Annotated in this window: 19 protein-coding genes; 11 read left to right on the top strand and 8 right to left on the bottom strand. The window is 59.2% G+C overall.

From position 1 onward, the window contains the following. Positions 1-87: 87 nt before the first annotated feature. Positions 88-1,125 (bottom strand): zinc-dependent alcohol dehydrogenase, encoded by a 1,038-nt coding sequence (locus OX462_RS14010; protein ID WP_409028711.1) that lies wholly within the window; start codon positions 1,123-1,125, stop codon positions 88-90. Positions 1,126-1,346: 221 nt separating this feature from the next. Between OX462_RS14010 and arsH the strand changes: the two genes are divergently transcribed. Then, positions 1,347-2,078, top strand: a complete 732-nt coding sequence (gene arsH / locus OX462_RS14015) for an arsenical resistance protein ArsH (protein ID WP_409028748.1) — start codon at positions 1,347-1,349, stop codon at positions 2,076-2,078. Positions 2,079-2,082: 4 nt separating this feature from the next. On the opposite strand, the gene OX462_RS14020 is transcribed toward arsH, so the two are convergent. Continuing rightward, entirely contained in the window at positions 2,083-3,066 is a 984-nt protein-coding gene (locus OX462_RS14020) for an acetoacetate decarboxylase (ADC) (protein WP_409026305.1), read from the bottom strand. A gap of 43 nt (positions 3,067-3,109) precedes the next feature. After that, positions 3,110-4,339, bottom strand: a complete 1,230-nt coding sequence (locus OX462_RS14025; protein WP_070310724.1) for an NADH:flavin oxidoreductase/NADH oxidase family protein — start codon at positions 4,337-4,339, stop codon at positions 3,110-3,112. A 235-nt stretch (positions 4,340-4,574) separates the two neighbouring features. Between OX462_RS14025 and OX462_RS14030 the strand changes: the two genes are divergently transcribed. Next, positions 4,575-5,363: a type 1 glutamine amidotransferase domain-containing protein gene (locus OX462_RS14030; RefSeq protein ID WP_409026306.1), complete on the top strand. Its 789-nt coding sequence runs from the start codon at positions 4,575-4,577 to the stop codon at positions 5,361-5,363. Positions 5,364-5,379: 16 nt separating this feature from the next. Further along, entirely contained in the window at positions 5,380-5,793 is a 414-nt protein-coding gene (locus OX462_RS14035; protein ID WP_409026307.1) for a MerR family transcriptional regulator, read from the top strand. A gap of 19 nt (positions 5,794-5,812) precedes the next feature. Here the strand turns inward: OX462_RS14035 and OX462_RS14040 are convergent, their stop codons facing one another. Continuing rightward, the gene (locus OX462_RS14040; RefSeq protein ID WP_409026308.1) at positions 5,813-6,307 is read right to left on the bottom strand and encodes a MarR family winged helix-turn-helix transcriptional regulator; all 495 of its coding nucleotides are present in this window, start codon (positions 6,305-6,307) and stop codon (positions 5,813-5,815) included. Next, on the bottom strand, positions 6,300-7,631 hold the full coding sequence (locus OX462_RS14045) for a S41 family peptidase (protein WP_409026309.1): 1,332 nt from the start codon (positions 7,629-7,631) through the stop codon (positions 6,300-6,302). Before OX462_RS14045 ends, OX462_RS14040 begins: the two co-directional genes overlap by 8 nt. Positions 7,632-7,919: 288 nt before the next feature. Here OX462_RS14045 and OX462_RS14050 point away from each other — a divergent pair, with 288 nt between their 5' ends. The 4 genes from OX462_RS14050 (at position 7,920) to OX462_RS14065 (ending at position 12,318) form a co-directional block, all read left to right on the top strand. After that, entirely contained in the window at positions 7,920-8,333 is a 414-nt protein-coding gene (locus tag OX462_RS14050; protein WP_409026310.1) for a VOC family protein, read from the top strand. A 262-nt stretch (positions 8,334-8,595) separates the two neighbouring features. Continuing rightward, complete coding sequence (locus tag OX462_RS14055; RefSeq protein ID WP_409026311.1) at positions 8,596-8,748, top strand: hypothetical protein; 153 nt, start codon at positions 8,596-8,598, stop codon at positions 8,746-8,748. 492 nt (positions 8,749-9,240) lie between these two features. Next, entirely contained in the window at positions 9,241-10,005 is a 765-nt protein-coding gene (locus tag OX462_RS14060; protein WP_409026312.1) for a hypothetical protein, read from the top strand. Between the two features lie 444 nt (positions 10,006-10,449). Then, complete coding sequence (locus tag OX462_RS14065) at positions 10,450-12,318, top strand: DUF7380 domain-containing protein (protein WP_409026313.1); 1,869 nt, start codon at positions 10,450-10,452, stop codon at positions 12,316-12,318. 272 nt (positions 12,319-12,590) lie between these two features. Here the strand turns inward: OX462_RS14065 and OX462_RS14070 are convergent, their stop codons facing one another. After that, positions 12,591-13,229, bottom strand: coding sequence for an SDR family oxidoreductase (locus OX462_RS14070; protein ID WP_409026314.1), 639 nt, complete (start codon positions 13,227-13,229; stop codon positions 12,591-12,593). 602 nt (positions 13,230-13,831) lie between these two features. On the opposite strand from OX462_RS14070, the gene OX462_RS14075 reads away from it, so the two are divergent. Continuing rightward, positions 13,832-15,193, top strand: coding sequence for a chitinase (locus tag OX462_RS14075; protein WP_409026315.1), 1,362 nt, complete (start codon positions 13,832-13,834; stop codon positions 15,191-15,193). Positions 15,194-15,229: 36 nt separating this feature from the next. On the opposite strand, the gene OX462_RS14080 is transcribed toward OX462_RS14075, so the two are convergent. Next, entirely contained in the window at positions 15,230-15,814 is a 585-nt protein-coding gene (locus OX462_RS14080; protein WP_409026316.1) for a TetR family transcriptional regulator, read from the bottom strand. A gap of 92 nt (positions 15,815-15,906) precedes the next feature. Between OX462_RS14080 and OX462_RS14085 the strand changes: the two genes are divergently transcribed. Then, positions 15,907-16,308, top strand: coding sequence for a nuclear transport factor 2 family protein (locus OX462_RS14085; protein ID WP_409026317.1), 402 nt, complete (start codon positions 15,907-15,909; stop codon positions 16,306-16,308). Between the two features lie 164 nt (positions 16,309-16,472). After that, the gene (locus tag OX462_RS14090) at positions 16,473-16,901 is read left to right on the top strand and encodes a DUF2061 domain-containing protein (RefSeq protein WP_409026318.1); all 429 of its coding nucleotides are present in this window, start codon (positions 16,473-16,475) and stop codon (positions 16,899-16,901) included. 92 nt (positions 16,902-16,993) lie between these two features. Here the strand turns inward: OX462_RS14090 and OX462_RS14095 are convergent, their stop codons facing one another. Next, positions 16,994-18,454, bottom strand: coding sequence for an amidase (locus OX462_RS14095; RefSeq protein ID WP_409026319.1), 1,461 nt, complete (start codon positions 18,452-18,454; stop codon positions 16,994-16,996). 101 nt (positions 18,455-18,555) lie between these two features. Here OX462_RS14095 and OX462_RS14100 point away from each other — a divergent pair, with 101 nt between their 5' ends. Beyond that, the gene (locus tag OX462_RS14100; RefSeq protein ID WP_409026320.1) at positions 18,556-19,479 is read left to right on the top strand and encodes a LysR family transcriptional regulator; all 924 of its coding nucleotides are present in this window, start codon (positions 18,556-18,558) and stop codon (positions 19,477-19,479) included. The last annotated feature ends 114 nt before the right edge of the window (positions 19,480-19,593 follow it).

A 19,593-nucleotide genomic window follows, 5' to 3' on the forward strand; every position in this document is an offset into this window, starting at 1 on the left:
TTGTGTCTTTTATGAAATGCCATCATAACAACGGCAATTGCTTGCCGTCGCACCATAGGACACACCGGCCGCGCGGCGGCATCGCGCTCAGCTGCCGCTGAAATCGAGCACCACGCGCGAGGCGACCTTGCCATGCTCCAGGCGGCTGAAGACTTCGTTGATGGCCGACAGCGGCTGCAATTCGATGCCGGCCGTGACCTTGCCGGTGGCGGCAAACGCCAGCGCCTCGGCCATGTCCTGGCGGGTGCCGACAAAAGAGCCGCGTATCGTTACGCAGTTGGCGACGACGTCGAACAGCGGCGTCGGGAAGTCGCCAGGCGGCAAGCCGACCAGCACGCAGGTGCCGCGCTTGCGCGTCATCGCCACGCCTTGCTGGAAGGCATCGATCGACGGCGCCGTGATGAGCACGCCGTGGGCGCCGCCGCCCGTCGCTTCGCGCAATGCCGCCACGGGGTCGCCCTGGCGCGCATTGATCGTCACTTCGGCGCCGAGGGCGCGGGCGTGCTCGAGCTTGCCTTCATCGATGTCGACGGCCGCCACGCGCAAGCCCATCGCCACCGCATATTCGATGGCCAGGTGGCCCAGTCCGCCGATGCCGGACACGGCCAGCCACTGGCCAGGCCGCGCGCCCGTTTCCTTGATGCCCTTGTAGCTCGTTACGCCGGCGCAGATGATGGGCGCCGCCTGCACGGCGGAAAGACCGGCCGGAATATGCGCGACGTAGCGCGGGTCGGCCAGGATGTATTCGGCAAAGCCGCCATTCTTCGTGTAGCCGCCGAACTGCGCCTCGGCGCACACGGTTTCCCAGGCTGCCAGGCAATGTTCGCAATGGCCGCAAGCGGAATAGAGCCAGGGCACGCCGACCCGGTCGCCCAGCCGCACCTCGGTCACGCCCGTGCCCAACTCCACCACCACGCCGATGCCTTCGTGGCCGGGAATGAATGGCGGCGACGGCTTGACGGGCCAGTCGCCGCGCGCCGCATGCAAGTCCGTGTGGCAGACGCCGCATGCTTCCGTCTTGACGAGGATCTGGCCGGGACCGGGCACAGGCACGGGTACGTCGCGCAGCACCAGCGGCTGGCCCAGTTGCTCGACAACGGCGGCTTTCATGGTAGTGGGGATCATGGTATTCCTTTGAAGTGGGTACGGAGTAGTGCGGGGCGCAGACGCGGACCATCGTCTATTGGATAGCGACTTGCGCATGATCATATTCTGCTGCACACGATACAAAAATTGATTGATATACATCAACTTATACGGGGAGAGGGGAATCCGTTCTGCTATAAACAGGCTTACATTAATTCCATAATTCGACTATCATGGAATTATTAAACAAGGAAACCACCATGCATGACTTGCCCAACATCAGCGCAGCCCACCTCGATACGCCGACCCTCGATAAACTGGCGCCGCCGGCGGTGGCTACGCATCCGCCCCGCATCCTGCTGCTGTACGGTTCGCAGCGTGAACGTTCATTCAGCCGCTTGCTGACCCTGGAAGCGCAGCGGCTGCTCCAGCATTTCGGCGCCGAGACACGGGTTTTCGACCCGCATGGCTTGCCCATGGTCGACAGCGTCGGCCCCGACCATCCCAAGGTGCAGGAGCTGCGCGCCTTGTCGCTGTGGTCGGAGGGCCAGGTCTGGTGCAGCCCGGAACGCCATGGCGCCGTGACGGGCGTGTTCAAGTCGCAGATCGATTGGCTGCCGCTGGAAATGGGCAGCGTGCGTCCCACGCAGGGGCGCACCCTGGCGGTGATGCAGGTGTCGGGCGGCTCGCAATCGTTCAACGCCGTCAACGGCTTGCGCGTGCTGGGCCGCTGGATGCGCATGGTGACGATCCCGAACCAGTCGTCCGTCGCCAAGGCCTACCAGGAGTTCGACGACAATGACCGCATGAAACCGTCGCCATACTACGACCGCCTGGTCGATGTCATGGAAGAATTGTATAAATTCACCCTGATCGTGCGCGACCGCTCGGATTACCTGACCAGCCGCTACAGCGAGCGCAAGGAATCCATGCCGCTCGATGCGCGCGCCCTTGCCGCGGCGGCCATGGAACACGAGACGCCGGGCAAGTAGCTTATTAATTGTCTATTAATAAGGGTTTCGGCGCATACAGCGCATTTTGAAATTCCGGCACATATTCATATTTCATCATCTTCCCCAGCTTCAATGACTTGAGATAGCTGGAGAAGCTGCCGTCGCCCAGTGTCAGGCCGACCGCTTCCGCGTTCGTGCTCGTTGCATGGCTGAGCTGGCGCGAAACGGCATAGCCATAAGTGAGCTGGCCGGCGCCATCCTGGTTGGTGAAGCTGTTCGTCACCAGCTCGGCCTGGTGCGACAGGCCGTCCAGCTTTTTCCCCGCGAAGACAAAATCGAGCTTGCCCGTTGCGCTGTCCATGACTTCAAAGGAGACGGCGGCGTCCGTTTCCTTGCGCTCGATGCCGGTCAGCCACTTTGGCAAGTTGTAGCCAACGACACCGCGCACCCTGGCCAGTTCCGTGTTCACGGGCAGCTTGAGCACATAGCCCCAGAAATCCTTCGACAGCGATTGGCCCAGCAAGGTGAAAGGGCCAAAACTGGTACTGCCGGGCTTGTTGGTCACGATCGCCAGGGAAATTTCATTGTAGCTGTCGTTGTCGCAATACTCGTAGGCGTAGGCCGTCAATGCCACCGCGCCCCGGCCCGGCCATACTTGCAATGGCTGCACCTGCTTCAGTATGTCTTCCGGCATCAGTTCCTTCAGCCTTGCCAGGTCGGCCGTAAAGACGGCCGTGATTTTATTGTTTTTATAATAGAAATTCGGTGAATACGAGTCAAAGCCGATGGCGACCTTTTCTTTTTTGATTCCCTTGAACCAGCTCAAGTCCACGTCTGGCGCTTCCGCCGCGATCACCGACAAGGGCGGATTCGAGCGATAGCGGTCGTACAGGCCGCCGGCCGCCACCGGCACGTCATGGCCGGCGATATCGATGATGACCGGCTTGTTGTCAACAGGACTGTCGGCCCGCGACGGGGCTGCGGCAATACTCAATACCAATGCGGATACCGCCGCGGCAATTTTCATGTTCATTGCTTGCACCTTTTATGTTGGATTTAAAAAATTCAATTCACACGCCGCTATTCATCCGGCGGCGATACTGCCGGTTCCTGATGGCGGTTTCCCATTGCTGCATCGCCAGCGCCAAGGCGGGCGCCACATTGGGCCGCGTTGGCTTGCCCTGGCTCAGGCGCCGCAGCTGATACTTGACCATCGCCATATAGCCGATCGACGACAGCACCTTGTTTTTCCAGGTAATGGCCCTGAGCAAGGGGCTGGCCGATTGATCGGCACGCCATGCTTTCGGCAAGTGCGGGTCGATGGCCAGCGCCGTTCCCATCCCTGCCATGGCGATGCCGCTGCCCAGCACTTGCTCGACCACCGGGTAGCGGCGTATGCCGCCCGTCACCATGATGGGCATCGTGGCCACGGTGGCGATGTCCTTGGCAAACTCCAGGAAATACGCTTCGCGGGCCAAGGTGCGGCCGTCGCGGGTCTGGCCATGCATGGCAGGGGCTTCGTAACTGCCGCCGGACAATTCGATCAGGTCCACGCCCAGGCTGTTGAGCATGGAAACCACCTGCCTGGCGTCCTCCGAGCTGAAGCCGCCTTTCTGGAAATCCGCCGAGTTGAGTTTGACGGCGACGGCAAAGCCTTTGCCCACGGCTTGCCGCACCCCGTTGACGACGTCCACCAGCAGCCGCGCCCGGTTCTCGAGCGAGCCGCCCCAGCGGTCCGTGCGCTTGTTCGTGATAGGGGAGAGGAACTGGCTGAGCAGGTAGCCGTGCGCCGCATGGATTTGCACGCCCGTAAAGCCGAACTGTTCCGCCAGCTTGGCGCTGTTGACAAAGCGCTGCTTCACGTCGGCAATGTCGGCTTCCGTCATTGCACGCGGCGCGGAAAACTGCTTGGAGAAGTTGCCCATATCCATGGGCACGGCCGAGGGCGCAATGGTTTCCTGTCCCATGGCGGCCGGCATCTGGCGTCCGGGATGGTTAATCTGCATCCAGATCTGCGCCCCGCGTGAACGGGCAGTGCGCGACCATTGCTCGAAGCGGGCGCCAAATTGCGCAGAATCGAGTACCACGCCGCCCGGTCCCGTCATGGCGCGGCGGTCAATCATCACATTTCCCGTGATCATCAGGCCAACGCCACCGTCGGCCCATGACTGGTAAAGGCGGATCAGCTCCTGTGAGGGCGCGTGATCGTTGTCAGCCATGTTCTCTTCCATGGCGGCTTTGGCGAGGCGGTTCGGAATGACGCTTCCATTGGGCAGCGTCAGTGGGGTAAAAGGCTTCATGCTTATCTCCAGGGTTGCGATGACCTCACGATAAGCTTTAAGCTAACTTGAAGGTCAAGCTCTAAAACGCACTTTTTTTGCCTGTGTAGCGTTCGCAACACGGGCTGGAAGAAATGCAGCAGCCTGAGACAACAAAATCCTGTCACCGCCCATCTGCCGCTTGACATTCAAGTTGGCTTTAAGCTTATAGTGGATCACATGGCGCAGGCCACTCAACCATCAGGAGGACGATCCCATGTCAGTTTTCAAGCAGCTTTTCCTCGCGCTCATGCCCTTGCTGTTCATGCAGATCGTTGCTGCGGAACCGGCGTCGCCAAAGCGGGAACCGGGCACGGTACTCGTGGTCATGACCAATCATTCCCAGTATCCGAGCAGAAACGACCATACCGGGCTCTGGCTCACGGAACTGACGCACGTGTATGACGCGCTGAAGGACGCCGGCTTTGGCGTCGACTTCGTCAGCCCGAACGGCGGCGCCGTGCCGCTCGATGAGCGCAGCCTGGGATGGCTGTATATGGATGCCGCCGCAAAAAGCCACTTGAAAGATCGCGCTTTCATGGCGGCTTTGGCGTCGACACGAGCGGCGGCCGACATCGATCCTGCTGGCTACCGGGCTATTTTCTACACGGGCGGCCATGGCACGATGTGGGATTTCAAGGGCAACCAGGACCTCAAGCGCATTGCCGAGGCGATCTACCGCAACGGCGGCATCGTTTCTTCCGTCTGCCATGGCGCCGCCGGCTTGCTCGACCTGCAGGACGACAACGGCAAGCCGCTGATACAAGGGCGCCGCGTGACGGGGTTTTCGAATACGGAGGAATCGCTGGCCGGCATCAAGGATCAGGTACCCTATCTGCTGCAAAGCGAGCTCGAGGGCAGGGGAGCGCTATATGATAAAGGCTTCATCCCGTTCGGCAGCTTCGTCATGACCGATGGCCGCCTCGTCACGGGCCAGAATCCCGGATCGGGCAAGGAAGTGGCGCAAGCGCTGCTCGCGGCCCTGCGGAATAACACACCACAATAAGGGAGCAGGAAAAAAGATGAAAATCGGCGAACTGGCCAAGCGCAGCGGCCTGGCGGCGTCCACGATACGCTTCTATGAAGCCAAGGGCTTGCTGAAAGCCGTGGACCGGCAATCGAACGGCTACCGCGACTATCCGCTGGAAGCGGTGGCGGTACTGTCCATCATCACCGACGCCCAGCAGGCGGGCTTTTCCCTGGACGAAATCAGGCAGGTCTTGCCGGAGGATATTTCATCATGGAAACATGATGAGCTGATGGTGGCGCTCAGGAAGAAGATCGCCGATATCGAGTCCCTGGAAGTGCGGCTGGCGCAGAACAAGGCCCACCTTTTGTCGCTGATTCAGCTGATCGAGGCAAAACCCGATGAGCTGGACTGCAAGGATAATACAGCCAGGATCATGGAAAGCATGGGGATAGCCAGCAAAAACTGAAGACAAAACTGCTTGTGCGTCAGGTCAAACGCGCCGGGGAATGGATGCGCTTGTCCAGCGGCCTCTCGTTGAGCGCATCGGCGGCCCGGTCCACGAATTGCCTGACGTCTCCCACCTCGGCAAACAGGCCGGCATAGGCCGCCCGTATCAGCACCGTGCACTGCTCGAATTTCGCGAGCTGCGACAAGCCTTCCTCCGTGGGCTCCAATAGTCGTCGCCGGGCATCATTGTCATCGTTCCGATACCGTACGAGGCCCAGGCGGAGCAGCTTTGGTATCTTTTGCATGACCAGCTGGTGCGAATGTCCGAGTTCGCGCGCCAGATCCGCAGCGGAGGCCGTGCCGAGCGTTGCCAGGACAGTCATCAGCGAACACGAACGAACCGGGATGACGATCCCCATCGTATCGAAGACAGTCTTGGATTGCTCGGCGATCAGGACGCTCAGCCGTTCGACAGCGCGGCCGAGAAACACGGCGTCATCGATCGGGGCCGGTTGATGGGTTTTTTTAGTCAAGGCGCTTGTACCTCTGGATGCTGCCATCCTTGTTCACGCGTTCCAGCTCCGTCACTTTTCCGCGCAAGGTAGTCAGGCGGTATCGAAAATCCGACACGCCTTCCACCGCAAACAGATTGGGACCGATCGGCTCAAGCGCAACCCGGAACCGTTCGCGCCAGAGATAGTACAGTGTGCCATTGTCCAGGATGATCTGGCGGCCTTCGTATTTTCCGGCCGCTTTCGCCAACACCGCGGCATCGACGTGCGGGCGCTCGATCGCTGCCGTCAGGCTCGGGAGCAGCCAGGCAAGTTCGGTTCGCCTGGCGTCATCGGTCTTGGCCAGATGTTCAAGCGCCAGCTTGTGCGCCAGAGGAAGCGCGCGAATAGAGGGGCTAGGGATATCAGGTTGCACGCCAACACCTTCGAAATCGCCATGGTCCACGGGGTCCTGGATCTGGCCGATCGGCACTTGCACGAAAAAATCGTCGTTGAGCGGCTTGCGCGCAACCGGATGCGCACCGCCGGCGGTCCGCTCCCCGATCAGCGTCGCCCGCCCGAGCTTTTTCATCGCATAGGAAAACCATTCTGCGGAGGAAAACGACGTGGAGCCGGTCAGGATATAGACGGGCTTGTCCAGCATGCGCTTGCCCGGCAGGCCCGGCAGCACCCATTGCCCTCGCTGGATACGCTTGCCATCCTCATTGTAATAATAGTCGAAGAGCAGCTGGTCTTTCTCGCTGGAGAAGAAATAGCTGGCCAGGAATTGCGCCATTTCCAGATGTCCGCCATTGTTATAGCGCAAATCGATGATGACGGCATCCGTATTGCCGACGAAGCGCATAACGGACGCGGCCGTATCATAGGCAAGCTCGGGATCGGCAAAATAGCTGAACCGTATATAACCGATATTGCCCTTCAGGCGAGCGACCTCGTCGAAACCGAAATTGCTCTCTTCCAGCCTGCTCAATTCTTCTTTTCGTATCTTGGCCTTGAGCGCCGGGTTGGCTTTCGCCTTGAATTCCGCGATCCATTTTGCGTCGGCACCCACGAAGAAATGCAGGTCGCCGCTGACTTTGATGAGATCGTCGGTCAGCTTGCTCGCAAACTCTGCCTTCGTCGCCGCCGAGTCATAATCTCCCTTTTTCAGACGCTCCTGAAGCACCGGCGCAATTTTTCGCGCGATGTCCGGAAACGCGTAGTTCGTATTCAAGGTGCTGTTGAGGGAGGCGATGATCGCGTCTTTTTCGTCTCGCGAGATGCCCGGCACCTCGGCAAAAGCGCCCGATGCGCAAATGACGGACAGCGCCGACAGCGCTTGAAGCAGACATGAGTGATAGCGCATTCTGATGTTTCTCCCCGATGAGACTCAAGAATACAATATATTGCGCAATATGTTGTATAAAAAATTGAACAACATCGGGCGGGCGGCTTCCAGCTGGTGCCTGACGCACTGCGTGCTGACGGCCGCGTCAATCCGGTATCCAGTGCGCGTGTCCTGGGCGATGAAGCGGAACACTTGTTGCCCGCGTTGCTCGAGCCGTAGTGTTAACGTCTTGCCATCAGTACTGTATGCATGTACAGTTAACGTGCTTCAATCGCATACAACAATCTACCTCGGGAGTAACTCACCATGCTTGACCACATGACTTTCCGCGTGACCGATATTGGTCGTGCTAAAGCGTTTTACAGCGCGGCCCTTGCGCCATTGGGCTACAGCCTATGCTTCGAAGGCAACTACGGCGCGAACATGCTGGGGTTTGCTTACCCTGACGCCTCTGAGCCTGACGGCAAAAAAGCCGATGTATGGTTCATCGATGGCCCATCACCATACGGGGGCCCGCCAGCGTCTACCGGCTGCCACCTGGCATGGCGCGCAGAAACTCGTGCGCAAGTGGATGCTTTTTACTTCGCAGCGATCACCGCCGGAGGAAAAGACAATGGCGCCCCCGGCCTCCGCCCAGACTATCACCCTCACTACTATGGCGCCTTTGTCATTGATTTAGAAGGCAACAACATCGAAGCCGTGTGCCACCAAGCAGGATGAGTAGCGCACAGTGATGACGAGTGAACGGCCGGATACTCAGACCGCCGAAACGCCGAGCGCATGCGGGCCGCAGGAAGTGCAGAGATGTAGGAAGGGCGGCCTTCGCGAAGGTATGACGCACCAGAGTGAGACGCCCGATGTAGCTGTTCAGCTTGACCCATATCGCCGACTTTATCCAAAGAATCAGCAGGGCCGGCGCGGCGAGTTTTGAGGATCGGATAGAGGCCGCCGCATCCTGGGGCGTGGCCCGAACGGTGAGCAGATGGGCCAAGTTTGCGTCCGCGACCCGCACCGTTTCGGCTTCGGCGTGGTCGGTGCGCACAAGATCGCCAGTTACATAGATTACATGCTCGGCGTCGTGTACCTGGCGACCGCACAGGGATTACCACAGGTGGTGGACGATTGTCCGTTTTGACAGTTACTCCACCTTGATTGACGGGGGAGGAGGGGCGTGATATGGCAGATTTTGATGCTAATTCACTGCGGATACATGCGCAAATAGAGGATGAATTCCGCAATTAGTACTGGATCATTCGTAACTCTAGGCGAAGCAACTGGCGGGAGATCAACCGAACCAGCGTTCTAGGCGACTTTATATATATGCTTGTGGTGCCGAAATGGGCAGTGCAACAGGCGCGATACTACCTAAAACTACGGGCATGCGAACGCTGCTTTAAGTATGAATTCGTTGTTATGGGCTATGCGAGCGGGCAAAGCGTGGAGACTATTATGCGTGAACATGGTATTGTGCATATGATTCGCCTGATAATTTTATTTTCTATTTAACGCCTCGAAATATTATATGCAATCATATTACCTTAATAGAGTAGTTATCGATGATGCACGAATTAAAATTGACATTACCGAAAAGGAGTTCGTTGCCTTAAGGTTCTCCATGGATTGTCTTGTGAACATATTGTACATTGAAGAAAAATATGATTTTGTTGTTAAAAATAAAATTTCTCTTGACTCAGCATTAGAGTATCCAAATAAAATTGATAGGAATATGCAATCGCATAGATATGCAAAGAGCGAAATTAATCGTCATTTTGCAAACGTTTTAACGACTACTCGTTTGTATGTCGATCAGGGAGTGAGGTATGGGAAAAAGCTTGATAGGCTATTCGGTGAGCCGTTAGTCAGCTTCGAGCAGTGGTTCGCTCAGGAATACGACGCTAGATTGGGGTATCGAGTAATGGAAGCCTTACGCAATTTTGTACAGCATCGTGGCGATGCAATCCATCATGCATCATTTGGCACGTACAAAGAATACATTGAAGACCGGATGGTAATTGTAAGACGTATTGACACGTATCTCGATCCATTGGAGCTACGTAAGGAGAAAAAATTTAAGGCGTCGGTTCTTGATGAGTTAGAAACTCAGGAAATTCGCATAACTGCTCAAAGTTTTTTGGGTGACTATCTTGAGGGGCTTCAGGTGGTTCATGAAAAGTTTCGTGCAGCGACTAAAGCAAAGTATATCGAGGCTACAGACTGTATATCCAACGCATTCGTTCGCTATAGTGGAAGTGCTGAAGATGTAATTGGTTTGCAGGCTGTTGAAGAGTATGGCCCTGGACAAGTTAAGCGCTCGTTTTCGGTTCTTAGAGACCCGATTTACATGCGAGATTTTTACGAGTCAAAAAATCCTACTCGGATGACAATCGGATAGAAGAGATAATTTAATGGTAGGGAAAATAAGATTGAGACGCTTGCCCACGTGGCGAGTACGCCGACAGCATTCTAGGTACTCAAAAATATCCACGTCTCCCTCTTAGCTCCCAACGAAGTGACCTAACTTACTGTCGCGATTCTTCGACAGCAAGTTGATATTTTTGGACCTAACCGTCAAACGACAGCAATTTGATCTTTTTCTGCCGAAATTCCCTGCTTCTAACAAAGTGTCAACGTGCTGTCGCGAGAGTACTCAAAATGTCGTCCTACGATCAAGTAATTATTAACCCGTAAGCCTTTCTTCTTTGGCCGCAAAATTTCCCGTCGCTGATAATCTCTGGGATCACTGCGTTGCCAATGGTTTTTGGGATGAAACCGCTATCATGGGACAATTTGCCGTTGAAGGTTCCTTGGTGGTGCCGGCGGCCAGATGAAAGCCCATATGACTACCGACCAACCATCACTCGATACCTCCATAACTGTCGATGATTTCCGTGCCAGTGGCTACGATAACGTCTTGCGGGACGAAGTCGGCACAGACAGCTGGGTACTGTCCCAGCGCCTTGGTATTGCCGCTAAAGCGGCAGAAGAGGAGGGCCGAACCAAAGACGGCGACGTCCTGCATCTCTTGGCTCGCGTCACTTCAATGATGTTGACACCTGCGGACAAGACCACTCCCTTCCAGCCTTGGGCGCACTTTGGCGATCGCCGATCGCCGATCCCAACAGACTTTACTGACGACGACGTCACACTGTTCGCCAGCGTTGTTGCCACTGTTGAGCAACCGCAGTTGCGCGCGCGTCTTGCCGATCTGGTCTGGGTACGTAATCGCAAGCTCGGTATCGCTACGGTACCGCTGGCCATTGACGCCTATTGTGAATCGCCACTGGACGCCGATACGTGGTTCGCCGGTGGTCGCGAAGGCTGGAGCCGGGCACTGTCATTGGCCCTGACGATTCGGGACGCGGCGCGTATCACCTCCATCGAAGCTGCACTCGTCGGAGCTGCGCTGGCAGACCACGGGCACGGCTATGTTCCGCTGGAGATCTCCCGTATTCTGCTGGATAATCGCTTGGGTGCGGCCATGCATGGCGACATCGCTGCCCGCCTAGAGGCGCTGGCCGAGGCCAATGCAGCATCCGCCCGGTATCGCCAGGCCGTCAATTATTTCGGAGCAGCAGGAAAGTGGTATGCGCGTGAACGTTTCCGTGAAAAGGCAATATCTATGACAGTGCGCGCCGCAACCTGCTGGGAAATAGAGGGCGACGCGCTAGTTGGACTGGGTGCGCTGCACTCGTACGAAAATGCGATCAAACTCCTCCGAACCGTGCCTGTTCCAGACCGCGCCGTACGCGCGGCCGACACTACAATTACCTCACTGATGGGCAAAGTCAGTGTGGCCGGACAAGCCGCTTTGGCCCAGATGCAGACGGTTCAATCTGGTAGTCAGGACATCACTGAACTGGTCAACATGGCTATTGCGGCTATTTCCAACAAGGATCCATTGGACGCGCTCGCCGCCTTCGCCCAAATTTATGGCGGCGCCAGTGTACAAACGATACGCAAAAATGCACAGGTGCATCTTGACAAGAGCCTGTTCGGGCGACTTTTCAGCAGCTCCGTGATTTCCGCGCAAGGCAACACGATCGCCCGCCAGCCGGCGGCCGACGGTGACGTCAGCGGGGCAGCGCTGTGGGCAGATATGGTGCGCGACTACAAGATATTGATCGGTTTAGTCGTTCACTCCGCCATCGCTCCGGCTCTCTCAGCCATGCAGATGCAGCACGTGTTCACCATCTGGGATATGGAAGCGCTTTGCGACGCGTCACCGTTTGTGCCGCCCGAGCGGGCAATGCTCGTGGCCCAAGGCCTCTACGCCGGCTATTGTGGTGACTTGGTCCAGGCGGTACACATTCTGGTGCCACAGGTTGAACACATCGTCAGGACACACCTGCAATACGGTGGCGCCATCACCACCACCACATCGAAAGAGGGAATCGTCATGGAAAATGGCATGAGCACCTTGGTAAAGCTGCCACAAATGGCCGAGGTGTTCGGCGACGATCTTACGTTCGAGCTGACGGCCCTGTTCTGCGATCAGAACGGTCCGAATTTGCGTAATGAAGTTGCACACGGACTGATCACTAGGTACGCTTGCGAATCGGACGCAGGCTTGTATGCCTGGTGGTTCGTTTTCTCACTTATGTTTAAAACCTTCTGGCAGGCGCAGCAAGAGCTCGCGCCAGTGGCGTCAGGTGCCCCAGTTGCAAGTTCAGATAAACCGGAACATATCAGTTCGGAGGGGGATTGAAGCATTCATCGATAGCCGCGCGTCCTATCAGCGACTGCGGGAGCCAGTGGCAGCATGAGGAAGTAATTGAGGAACGCTCGCAAAGTTTGTTGACGGCATTCTGGTAACGCTAACGATAACTATAAGTACCCTGCGCCCACCATCATCAATTTTACATAATATAAATTATGCGAAGTTATGGATGAATTTGTCAAATCCCCCGTTTTGCAACTTATACAATCGCAAATGCGATTTTGGCCCTTTGCGCGCCGCTGTTGCCGGCGGCGCACCAGCTACATGAAATACGGCTTGTCCCCGTCCGTGTTCGGTTTGTTCACGCCCAGGTTGGCGTGCCGGTGCAGGTCTGGCGTTTCGATGATGCTGGCGATCAGGTCTGCCACGCTCCGGCGCGAGACCACGGTGCCTTTGAATGACGCGTGGCGCGTGGTCAGTTCGTAGTCGACTTCGTCTTCGTTCGTCATCCAGGCTGGGCGCACGATGGTGTATGCCAGGCCCGATGCTTCGATGGCGTCGGCGGCGCGGCGGAATGGTTTCAGGTCTTCGGCCAGCATGGCGTTGTTCCACTCGCCGAATTTGCCGGGAACTTCATCGTAGATGCCCATCGACAGGACGAAAATCAGGCGTTCGACGCCCGAGGCCCGCATGGCGGCAATGATGCTGTTGGCCTGGTGTTCCATGTCGTCGCCCACCAGATTGGCGTAGACCACGTCGTGACCGGGCATCGTTTGCCGCAGCAAAGCCTGGTCCAGCACGTCACCGGCCAGCACGCTGCTGTTGGCCGGGACTGGCGTTGGCAGCTTGCCGGGATTGCGCAGCAACAGTGTCAAGGCGAAGTCTTTACGGCCCGCGAAGGCGCGGATGACCCACTGCGCCACCTGTCCGCCTGCACCCAGTATCAATATCTTTTTCATCGTTATCGCTTTCGTCATGGCACGCTGACATGCAAGAAGTTACAGGCTTTCTTTAACGAAAGGAGCACGGCGCGCTTGAAAAAAAGACAAAAACGCGCCATGAGCGCCAGCCCATCGCCTTGTCCAGCGGTAGATTGCTGGCCTTGTAATTTCAATGAAATCAGGTGCTTGCCGACTATGTTGAATAAGAAGTCTCAACATTGGATAAGCAATCAGGAGACCCGCATGGGCCGCTCGCATCTACGCCCGGCGCTTCTTTTAGTGCATTGCCGCCGTTTTCTGTCGCTGCTGGACGTGTCGCGTGCCGCATGCCGATTTGCGCCAGGAAACAATACCGCAGCCGCTGAGAGAGTCATCCTCCCTTCCCCGCCCTGCTCCCGGCACCATTCCTGGCACCATACCAGCGCACCGGAAAACAGGCACTGGTATGGCCCGCATCGCCCATCCGAAGGGGAAAGTCCGCAACTGGTATTGTGATCTTGCACAAACAATAAAACCAGTTGACTACCACCTGCAATGCTTGCACTCTGAAAAATCGGACGGTGATAAACCGGCTCGGCCATGAAAAAAATACACAAGGAGACGCAATGAACCGGACAGTCATGAATACCCTCATCCTCACCCTCTTCGGCGGGACGTTGGCCGCTTGCGGCGGCGGCAGCGACGGCTCCAGCGCAGGCGCAAGCCAGCTGCTGGCCGGCGCCACCGAAGCGGTCGCCTGCTACACGCCGTGGAACAGCGGCACCGCCTACAATGGCGGCGGCAAGGCCAGCTACAACAACGTCAATTACACGGCCAACTGGTGGACGCAAGGCAATAACCCGTCGACCAGCAGCGGCGGCGCCGGCAGCGGCCAGCCATGGACGGTGGTGGGAGACTGCGGTACGCCGACACCGACACCGACTCCTACCCCGACGCCTACGCCCACCCCGACACCGACGCCAACACCTACCCCGACTCCAACGCCTACCCCAACACCGACTCCAACGCCGACACCTACACCTACACCTACGCCGACCGGCCTGGCCAAGCACGCGCTGATCGGCTACTGGCACAACTTCACCAACCCCAGCGGCGCCACCTATCCGATCAGCCAGGTCAGCGACGACTGGGATGTGATCGTCGTCTCATTCGGCGACAACGCGGGCGGCGGCAATGTCAGCCTGACCATCGATCCGGGCGCGGGCACGGAAGCGCAATTCATCGCCGACGTGGCCGCCAAGCGGGCCAAGGGCAAGAAAGTCATCCTGTCGCTGGGCGGGCAAAACGGTTCCGTTTCCGTCGGCAACACGGCCGAAGCGACGAATTTCACCAACAGCCTGTACGCCATCATCACCAAATATGGTTTCGACGGCATCGACCTGGACCTGGAAAACGGCGTGGCGCAAGGCGCGGCCATCCAGACCTACCTGCCGATCGCCGTGAAAAACCTGAAAGCCAAGGTCGGCAGCAGCTTTTATTTGTCGATGGCGCCGGAATGGGTGTACGTGGAAGGGGGCTACACGAGCTACGGCAGCATCTGGGGCGCCTACATTCCCATCATCAATGCCTTGCGCAGCGAGCTGACGGTGCTGCACCCGCAGTACTACAACAACGGCGACATCTACACGCCGTACGCCACGGGTGCCATCAAGGCGGGCTCGGCCGACCAGCTGGTGGCCACGGCGCGCATGCTGATCGAGGGTTTTAACTATGGCGGCAACACCTTCGCCGGCTTGCGTCCGGACCAGGTGGGCTTCGGCGTGCCATCGGGCCGCAGCTCGGCCGGTTCCGGTTTCACGACGAATGCCGACGTCAGCAACGCCCTGAATTGCCTGACGCGCCTGCTCAACTGCGGCACCATCAAGCCTCTGCAGGCGTATCCGGACTTCCGCGGCGTGATGACGTGGTCAATCAACTGGGACCGCCACGACGGCTATAACTTCTCCGTGCCGACGAAGAATGTCCTGAAAACCTTGCCGTAAGCGGCATTGCCCGACTGTGCATGCGGGCTTTGCCGCTCACATGCGCAGCAGCGCCGCGCCCAGCACGCGCATCTGCAGCGCAATGCCGTGGCGAAACGCCTCCCCTCCCCCCTGCGTGTGCTTGATGCCATCCATGGTGGCCACCAGCAAGGCGGCCACTTGCGCGGCAGTCGCGTCCACCCGGCGCAGCGCGATGTCGCCCGCCGCTTCGGCCTGTTCCAGCGCGCCGGCCAGCGCCGCCACCAAAGTTGCCCGCGCCGTCAAGGTGATGCCGGCGGCCAGGGTCATGTTGGCGTCGAATAACTCCTGTCCGTGGGCGCTGGCGGAAATTTCCGCCATCAAGCCTTGCTGGAATGCCAGCAAGGCCGTTTCGATGCGCGCAAGAACGGGACCGGGCTCGGCCAGCGCCGCCGCCACGTGCGCCATGACGGTCGCATGGGCCCGTTCGGAGCCGGCGCGGAACACGTCTTCCTTGTTCTTGAAGTGCAAATACAGCGCCGCGCGCGACATGCCGGCCGCCTGCGCGATGTCGAGCATGGACGTCTTGCGGTAGCCGTAGCGGCAAAACACGGCCAGGGCGGCATCGAGGATGAGCTGGCTTTTCAGGGTATCGGTCGTCATCCAGTCATGTTGACACTTTGAGTATATAGTGTCAACATGACTTTTGGACAAAAACCGTCAAAATGTCAATCACCTACCCGAACAGGACTGCCATGCACGATTTCAATGCCGCACCGACTGAAGAACAGCAGATGGACCTGCTGCGCCATACGGAACGCAGCCGTTTGCGCGCCCTCGTGGCCGCCGATACGCAGGCGGCGCGCGCCCTGCATGCCGACGAGTTCCAGCTGATCACGCCCATCGGCAGCATGCTGTCACGGGAACACTACCTGGGCGCCATCGCCTCCGGCCACATGCGCTATCTGAGCTGGGAGCCGGACGCGATCAGCGTGCGCCTGTACGACACGGCCGCCATCCTGCGTTACTCGGCGCAACTGGAAATCGTCTTTGGCGGACACGCCGTGCCGCGCGCCCGCTACTGGCATATGGATAGCTATGAGTGGCGCGATGGACGCTGGCAAGCCGTCTGGTCGCAGGCGACGACCATACGCTGACGGTGATGCCTGCAGCGAGATACGCCCGAAGTATGGGCAATTGATATTTTCAAATCAATAGATGAAATCTATCGATCCGGTTGAAATATTTCACTTCCTTTTGTAAATGAGAATCGTTACTATCTAAATCAAGGATAAGCGAATTCAACAGAAAGGAGCGTCCCTTGTTCACAGCCATCAAAACATTCAGCCAGGTGTGCACGCACATGTCGATCGCCTTCGGCCTTGCCTATTTGCTGACGGGCTCGCTGGCACTCGGTGGCCTGGCCGCAATCATCGAACCGATCATCAATGTGGGCCTGCTGCCGTGGCATGAAAAAGCCTGGCACGCGTTCCGCCGCCGCTACGCGGCCAGCCGCCTGGGCTTTGCCGCCCTGGCTGGTGAAAAGCTGAGCCAGACGGCCATGCACATGGGCGTCGCTTTCAGCGTCATGTACTGGGCCACGGGTTCCATGGCCTTCGGCGGCTTGCTGGCCGTGGTCGAGCCGATCTGCAACGTGATCGTGCTGCCCTTCCACGACCGGCTGTGGGAACGATTTCGTTTTCGCATGGAAGGCCGGGGCGCGGCGCAGCTGACTACGATACCCACCTGATACTTTTCACCCAAGAACAAGGACTGGGGTGGGACCCGGCGGGTCCGACCCCGGCTTCTTGTCGCTGGCCAAAGCCGCGATGGTGGCCGGTTTCAGCCGTCCGCAAGGCGTGCCTGCACCTTGCCCGCCCACACAGGCGGCCGCCTTGGAAGCCATGGCGCCGCCCGCTCCAGCTGGCCCGCCAGGCGCAGCAAGGTCCCATCGTTTCCATACCCGGCCATGAACTGCATGCCGATCGGCAAGCCATCATTGGACATGCCCAGCGGCACGGACATGGCCGGCAAGCCCGCCACGTTGGCCAGCGGCGTGTACGGCGAATGCTCGAACAGGCGTGCCGTCCAGCCCAGCCCATCGAGCTGTTCCTCCTTTTCCCCGTAGCGCCCCAGTTGCCAAGGCATATCCGGCATGGTGGGCGTCAGCAGCACGTCGTACTGGCCAAACAGGGCGCCGGCCTGGCGCGTGACGGTGTTGCGCACGTCGAGCGCGGCCACGAAATCGACGGCCGACACCGTCTGCCCGTACCGGTAGCAGGCCAACGTGGACGGTTCCAGCGTATCGAGCGACACGGCGCGCCCGCTTTCCCGCGCCAGGCCGTCTATCCACGGCACCAGGTTGGCGCACCAGATTCCGGCATTGGCGTGTACGAAGGCTTGCCACGACACGCCCAGCGCTGGTTGCACTTCTTCCACGTGGTGGCCCAGGTTTTCCAGCAGGCGCACGGTGTCTTGCAGCGCGGCATCGACGGCAGGCACGGGCCGGGCGCCATTGCTGGCGGTCCGCTGCACGGCGATGCGCAGCTTGCCCGGTGCCACGCTTACCTGCGACAGCCAGGTGAAATTGTGCGCGCTCGTCACATACGGTTCGCCCGGCATGATTGCCTGCACGCAGTCGAGCAAGGCGGCGCTGTCGCGCACGCTGCGGCTCACGCCCAGCTGCACGCCAAGGCCGCTGAAGATTTCGTCCATGGCGGGGCCGTTCGACACCCGTCCCCGGCTGGGCTTGAAGCCGAACAGGCCCGTCGAGGCGGCCGGCACGCGGATGGACCCGGCCGCGTCCGTCGCGTGCGCCAGCGGCACGATGCCGGCCGCCACGGCCGCCGCCGCGCCGCCGCTGGAGCCGCCCGCGCTCAGGTGGACGTTCCACGGGTTGCGCGTGGCGCCATATAGAACGGGTTCCGTGGTGGTGGCAAACGCCATTTCCGGCGTGCTGGTGCGGCCGAACGTCGCCAGGCCGGCGGCGCGGAACTGCGTCATCAGATGGGAATCGGCGGACGCGACATGGCCGGCGCCCAGGCGGCTGCCCGCTTCGCTGCGCTGGCCCGCCATGGTGACGGCCACATCCTTGATCAGGAATGGCACGCCGGCGAATGGCGCGGTGCCGTCCACCTGCGATACATCGGCCGGCCACAGCTCGACCACGGCATTGATCTGCGGATTGACGGCGGCGCAGGCGCGCTGGGCGGCGTCATGCAATTCGGCGGCGGAAACGGCGCCCTCGCGCAGCAGCTGGGCCAGTCCTAATCCATCAAAGCTTGTATATTCATGGAGTTGCATCAGCTAGTTCCTGTAAAAGGTGAAAAGTAAAAGTCACAGGAACCACTGTAGGGCTTGCGCTATCATAGCGGAAATGAATAGTTGTTATACAAGGTATAGCCATGAACAATTTGCGCAAGCTGGACCTGAACCTGCTGCTGACCCTCAACGCCCTGCTGATCGAGCGCAACGTCACGCGGGCGGCCGCGCGGCTGCACCTGAGCCAGCCCTCCGTCAGCGTGCAACTGGGCAAGCTGCGCGCGGCCTTTGACGATCCGCTGCTCTTGCCCGGTCCGCGCGGCATGCTGCCCACGGCGCGGGCGCTGGCCCTGCTGGCGCCCTTGCAAGCCGTGCTGGCCCAGCTGGAACAGGTCTTGCAGCCCGAAGCGGCCTTCGATCCGGCCACGGCCCAGGTGCGCTGGAACCTGGCGGCGGCCGACGCCGCCGAATATGCGATCCTGCTGCCCATGCTGCCCGCCCTGCGCGCGCAGGCGCCGTTGTCGCGCATGGCCGTGTTCGAAGCCGTGCCGGCGCGCATGGCGCAGGACCTGGAAACGGGCCAGGTCGACCTGGGTTTCCTGGCGCAGGAAGAAGCGCCGCCCGGCTTGCGCCACCGCACCTTGTTTACCGAGCACTACGTGCTGGCGGGCCGCCACGACCACCCGCTGCTGCAATCGCCGCCCAAGCTCGACCAGTTCTGCGCGCTGGAATTCATCGTCGTCTCGCCCAACGGCGGCGGTTTCCGCAGCAACGTCGATACGGCACTGGAAAAGCTGGGGCGCACGCGCAAGGTGGTGCTGTCCGTGCCGCACTTTCTGATCGTCCCGCCCTTGCTGGCAGCGTCCGACATGGTGGCCCTGCTGCCGTCGCGCCTGCTGAAGAATGCGCTGGGCGCCCTGCGCACATGGGAGCCGCCCGTCGCCCTGCCCGACTACGAAATGGCCATGGTCTGGCACGAACGCATGCACCTGGACCCGGCGCACCGCTGGCTGCGCGAACGCATCCTGGCCAGCTTGCAGGCGCCGCTACACGATTTCCCGCTATAAAACACTAGGGAAGATTACCTAGTTGCTCGAAAGAAATTCCCAATGTTCGCCGTGGTGACGACTGCGTAAGCTTGCGCGTAATAATAAAGGGTCACCATGAACTCCATTTCCATC

It is taken from the genome of Janthinobacterium aestuarii (assembly GCF_046113285.1).
In the GTDB taxonomy this organism is placed as follows: Bacteria; Pseudomonadota; Gammaproteobacteria; order Burkholderiales; family Burkholderiaceae_D; genus Janthinobacterium.

Excerpts from the sequence above, each read along its gene's own strand:
- OX462_RS14010 (WP_409028711.1), bottom strand. The coding sequence starts at position 1,125 with ATGATCCCCACTACCATGAAAGCCGCCGTTGTCGAGCAACTGGGCCAG.
- arsH (WP_409028748.1), top strand. The coding sequence starts at position 1,347 with ATGCATGACTTGCCCAACATCAGCGCAGCCCACCTCGATACGCCGACC.
- OX462_RS14020 (WP_409026305.1), bottom strand. The coding sequence starts at position 3,066 with ATGAAAATTGCCGCGGCGGTATCCGCATTGGTATTGAGTATTGCCGCA.
- OX462_RS14025 (WP_070310724.1), bottom strand. The coding sequence starts at position 4,339 with ATGAAGCCTTTTACCCCACTGACGCTGCCCAATGGAAGCGTCATTCCG.
- OX462_RS14030 (WP_409026306.1), top strand. The coding sequence starts at position 4,575 with ATGTCAGTTTTCAAGCAGCTTTTCCTCGCGCTCATGCCCTTGCTGTTC.
- OX462_RS14035 (WP_409026307.1), top strand. The coding sequence starts at position 5,380 with ATGAAAATCGGCGAACTGGCCAAGCGCAGCGGCCTGGCGGCGTCCACG.
- OX462_RS14045 (WP_409026309.1), bottom strand. The coding sequence starts at position 7,631 with ATGCGCTATCACTCATGTCTGCTTCAAGCGCTGTCGGCGCTGTCCGTC.
- OX462_RS14050 (WP_409026310.1), top strand. The coding sequence starts at position 7,920 with ATGCTTGACCACATGACTTTCCGCGTGACCGATATTGGTCGTGCTAAA.
- OX462_RS14055 (WP_409026311.1), top strand. The coding sequence starts at position 8,596 with ATGGGCCAAGTTTGCGTCCGCGACCCGCACCGTTTCGGCTTCGGCGTG.
- OX462_RS14065 (WP_409026313.1), top strand. The coding sequence starts at position 10,450 with ATGACTACCGACCAACCATCACTCGATACCTCCATAACTGTCGATGAT.
- OX462_RS14070 (WP_409026314.1), bottom strand. The coding sequence starts at position 13,229 with ATGAAAAAGATATTGATACTGGGTGCAGGCGGACAGGTGGCGCAGTGG.
- OX462_RS14075 (WP_409026315.1), top strand. The coding sequence starts at position 13,832 with ATGAATACCCTCATCCTCACCCTCTTCGGCGGGACGTTGGCCGCTTGC.
- OX462_RS14080 (WP_409026316.1), bottom strand. The coding sequence starts at position 15,814 with ATGACGACCGATACCCTGAAAAGCCAGCTCATCCTCGATGCCGCCCTG.
- OX462_RS14085 (WP_409026317.1), top strand. The coding sequence starts at position 15,907 with ATGCACGATTTCAATGCCGCACCGACTGAAGAACAGCAGATGGACCTG.
- OX462_RS14095 (WP_409026319.1), bottom strand. The coding sequence starts at position 18,454 with ATGCAACTCCATGAATATACAAGCTTTGATGGATTAGGACTGGCCCAG.
- OX462_RS14100 (WP_409026320.1), top strand. The coding sequence starts at position 18,556 with ATGAACAATTTGCGCAAGCTGGACCTGAACCTGCTGCTGACCCTCAAC.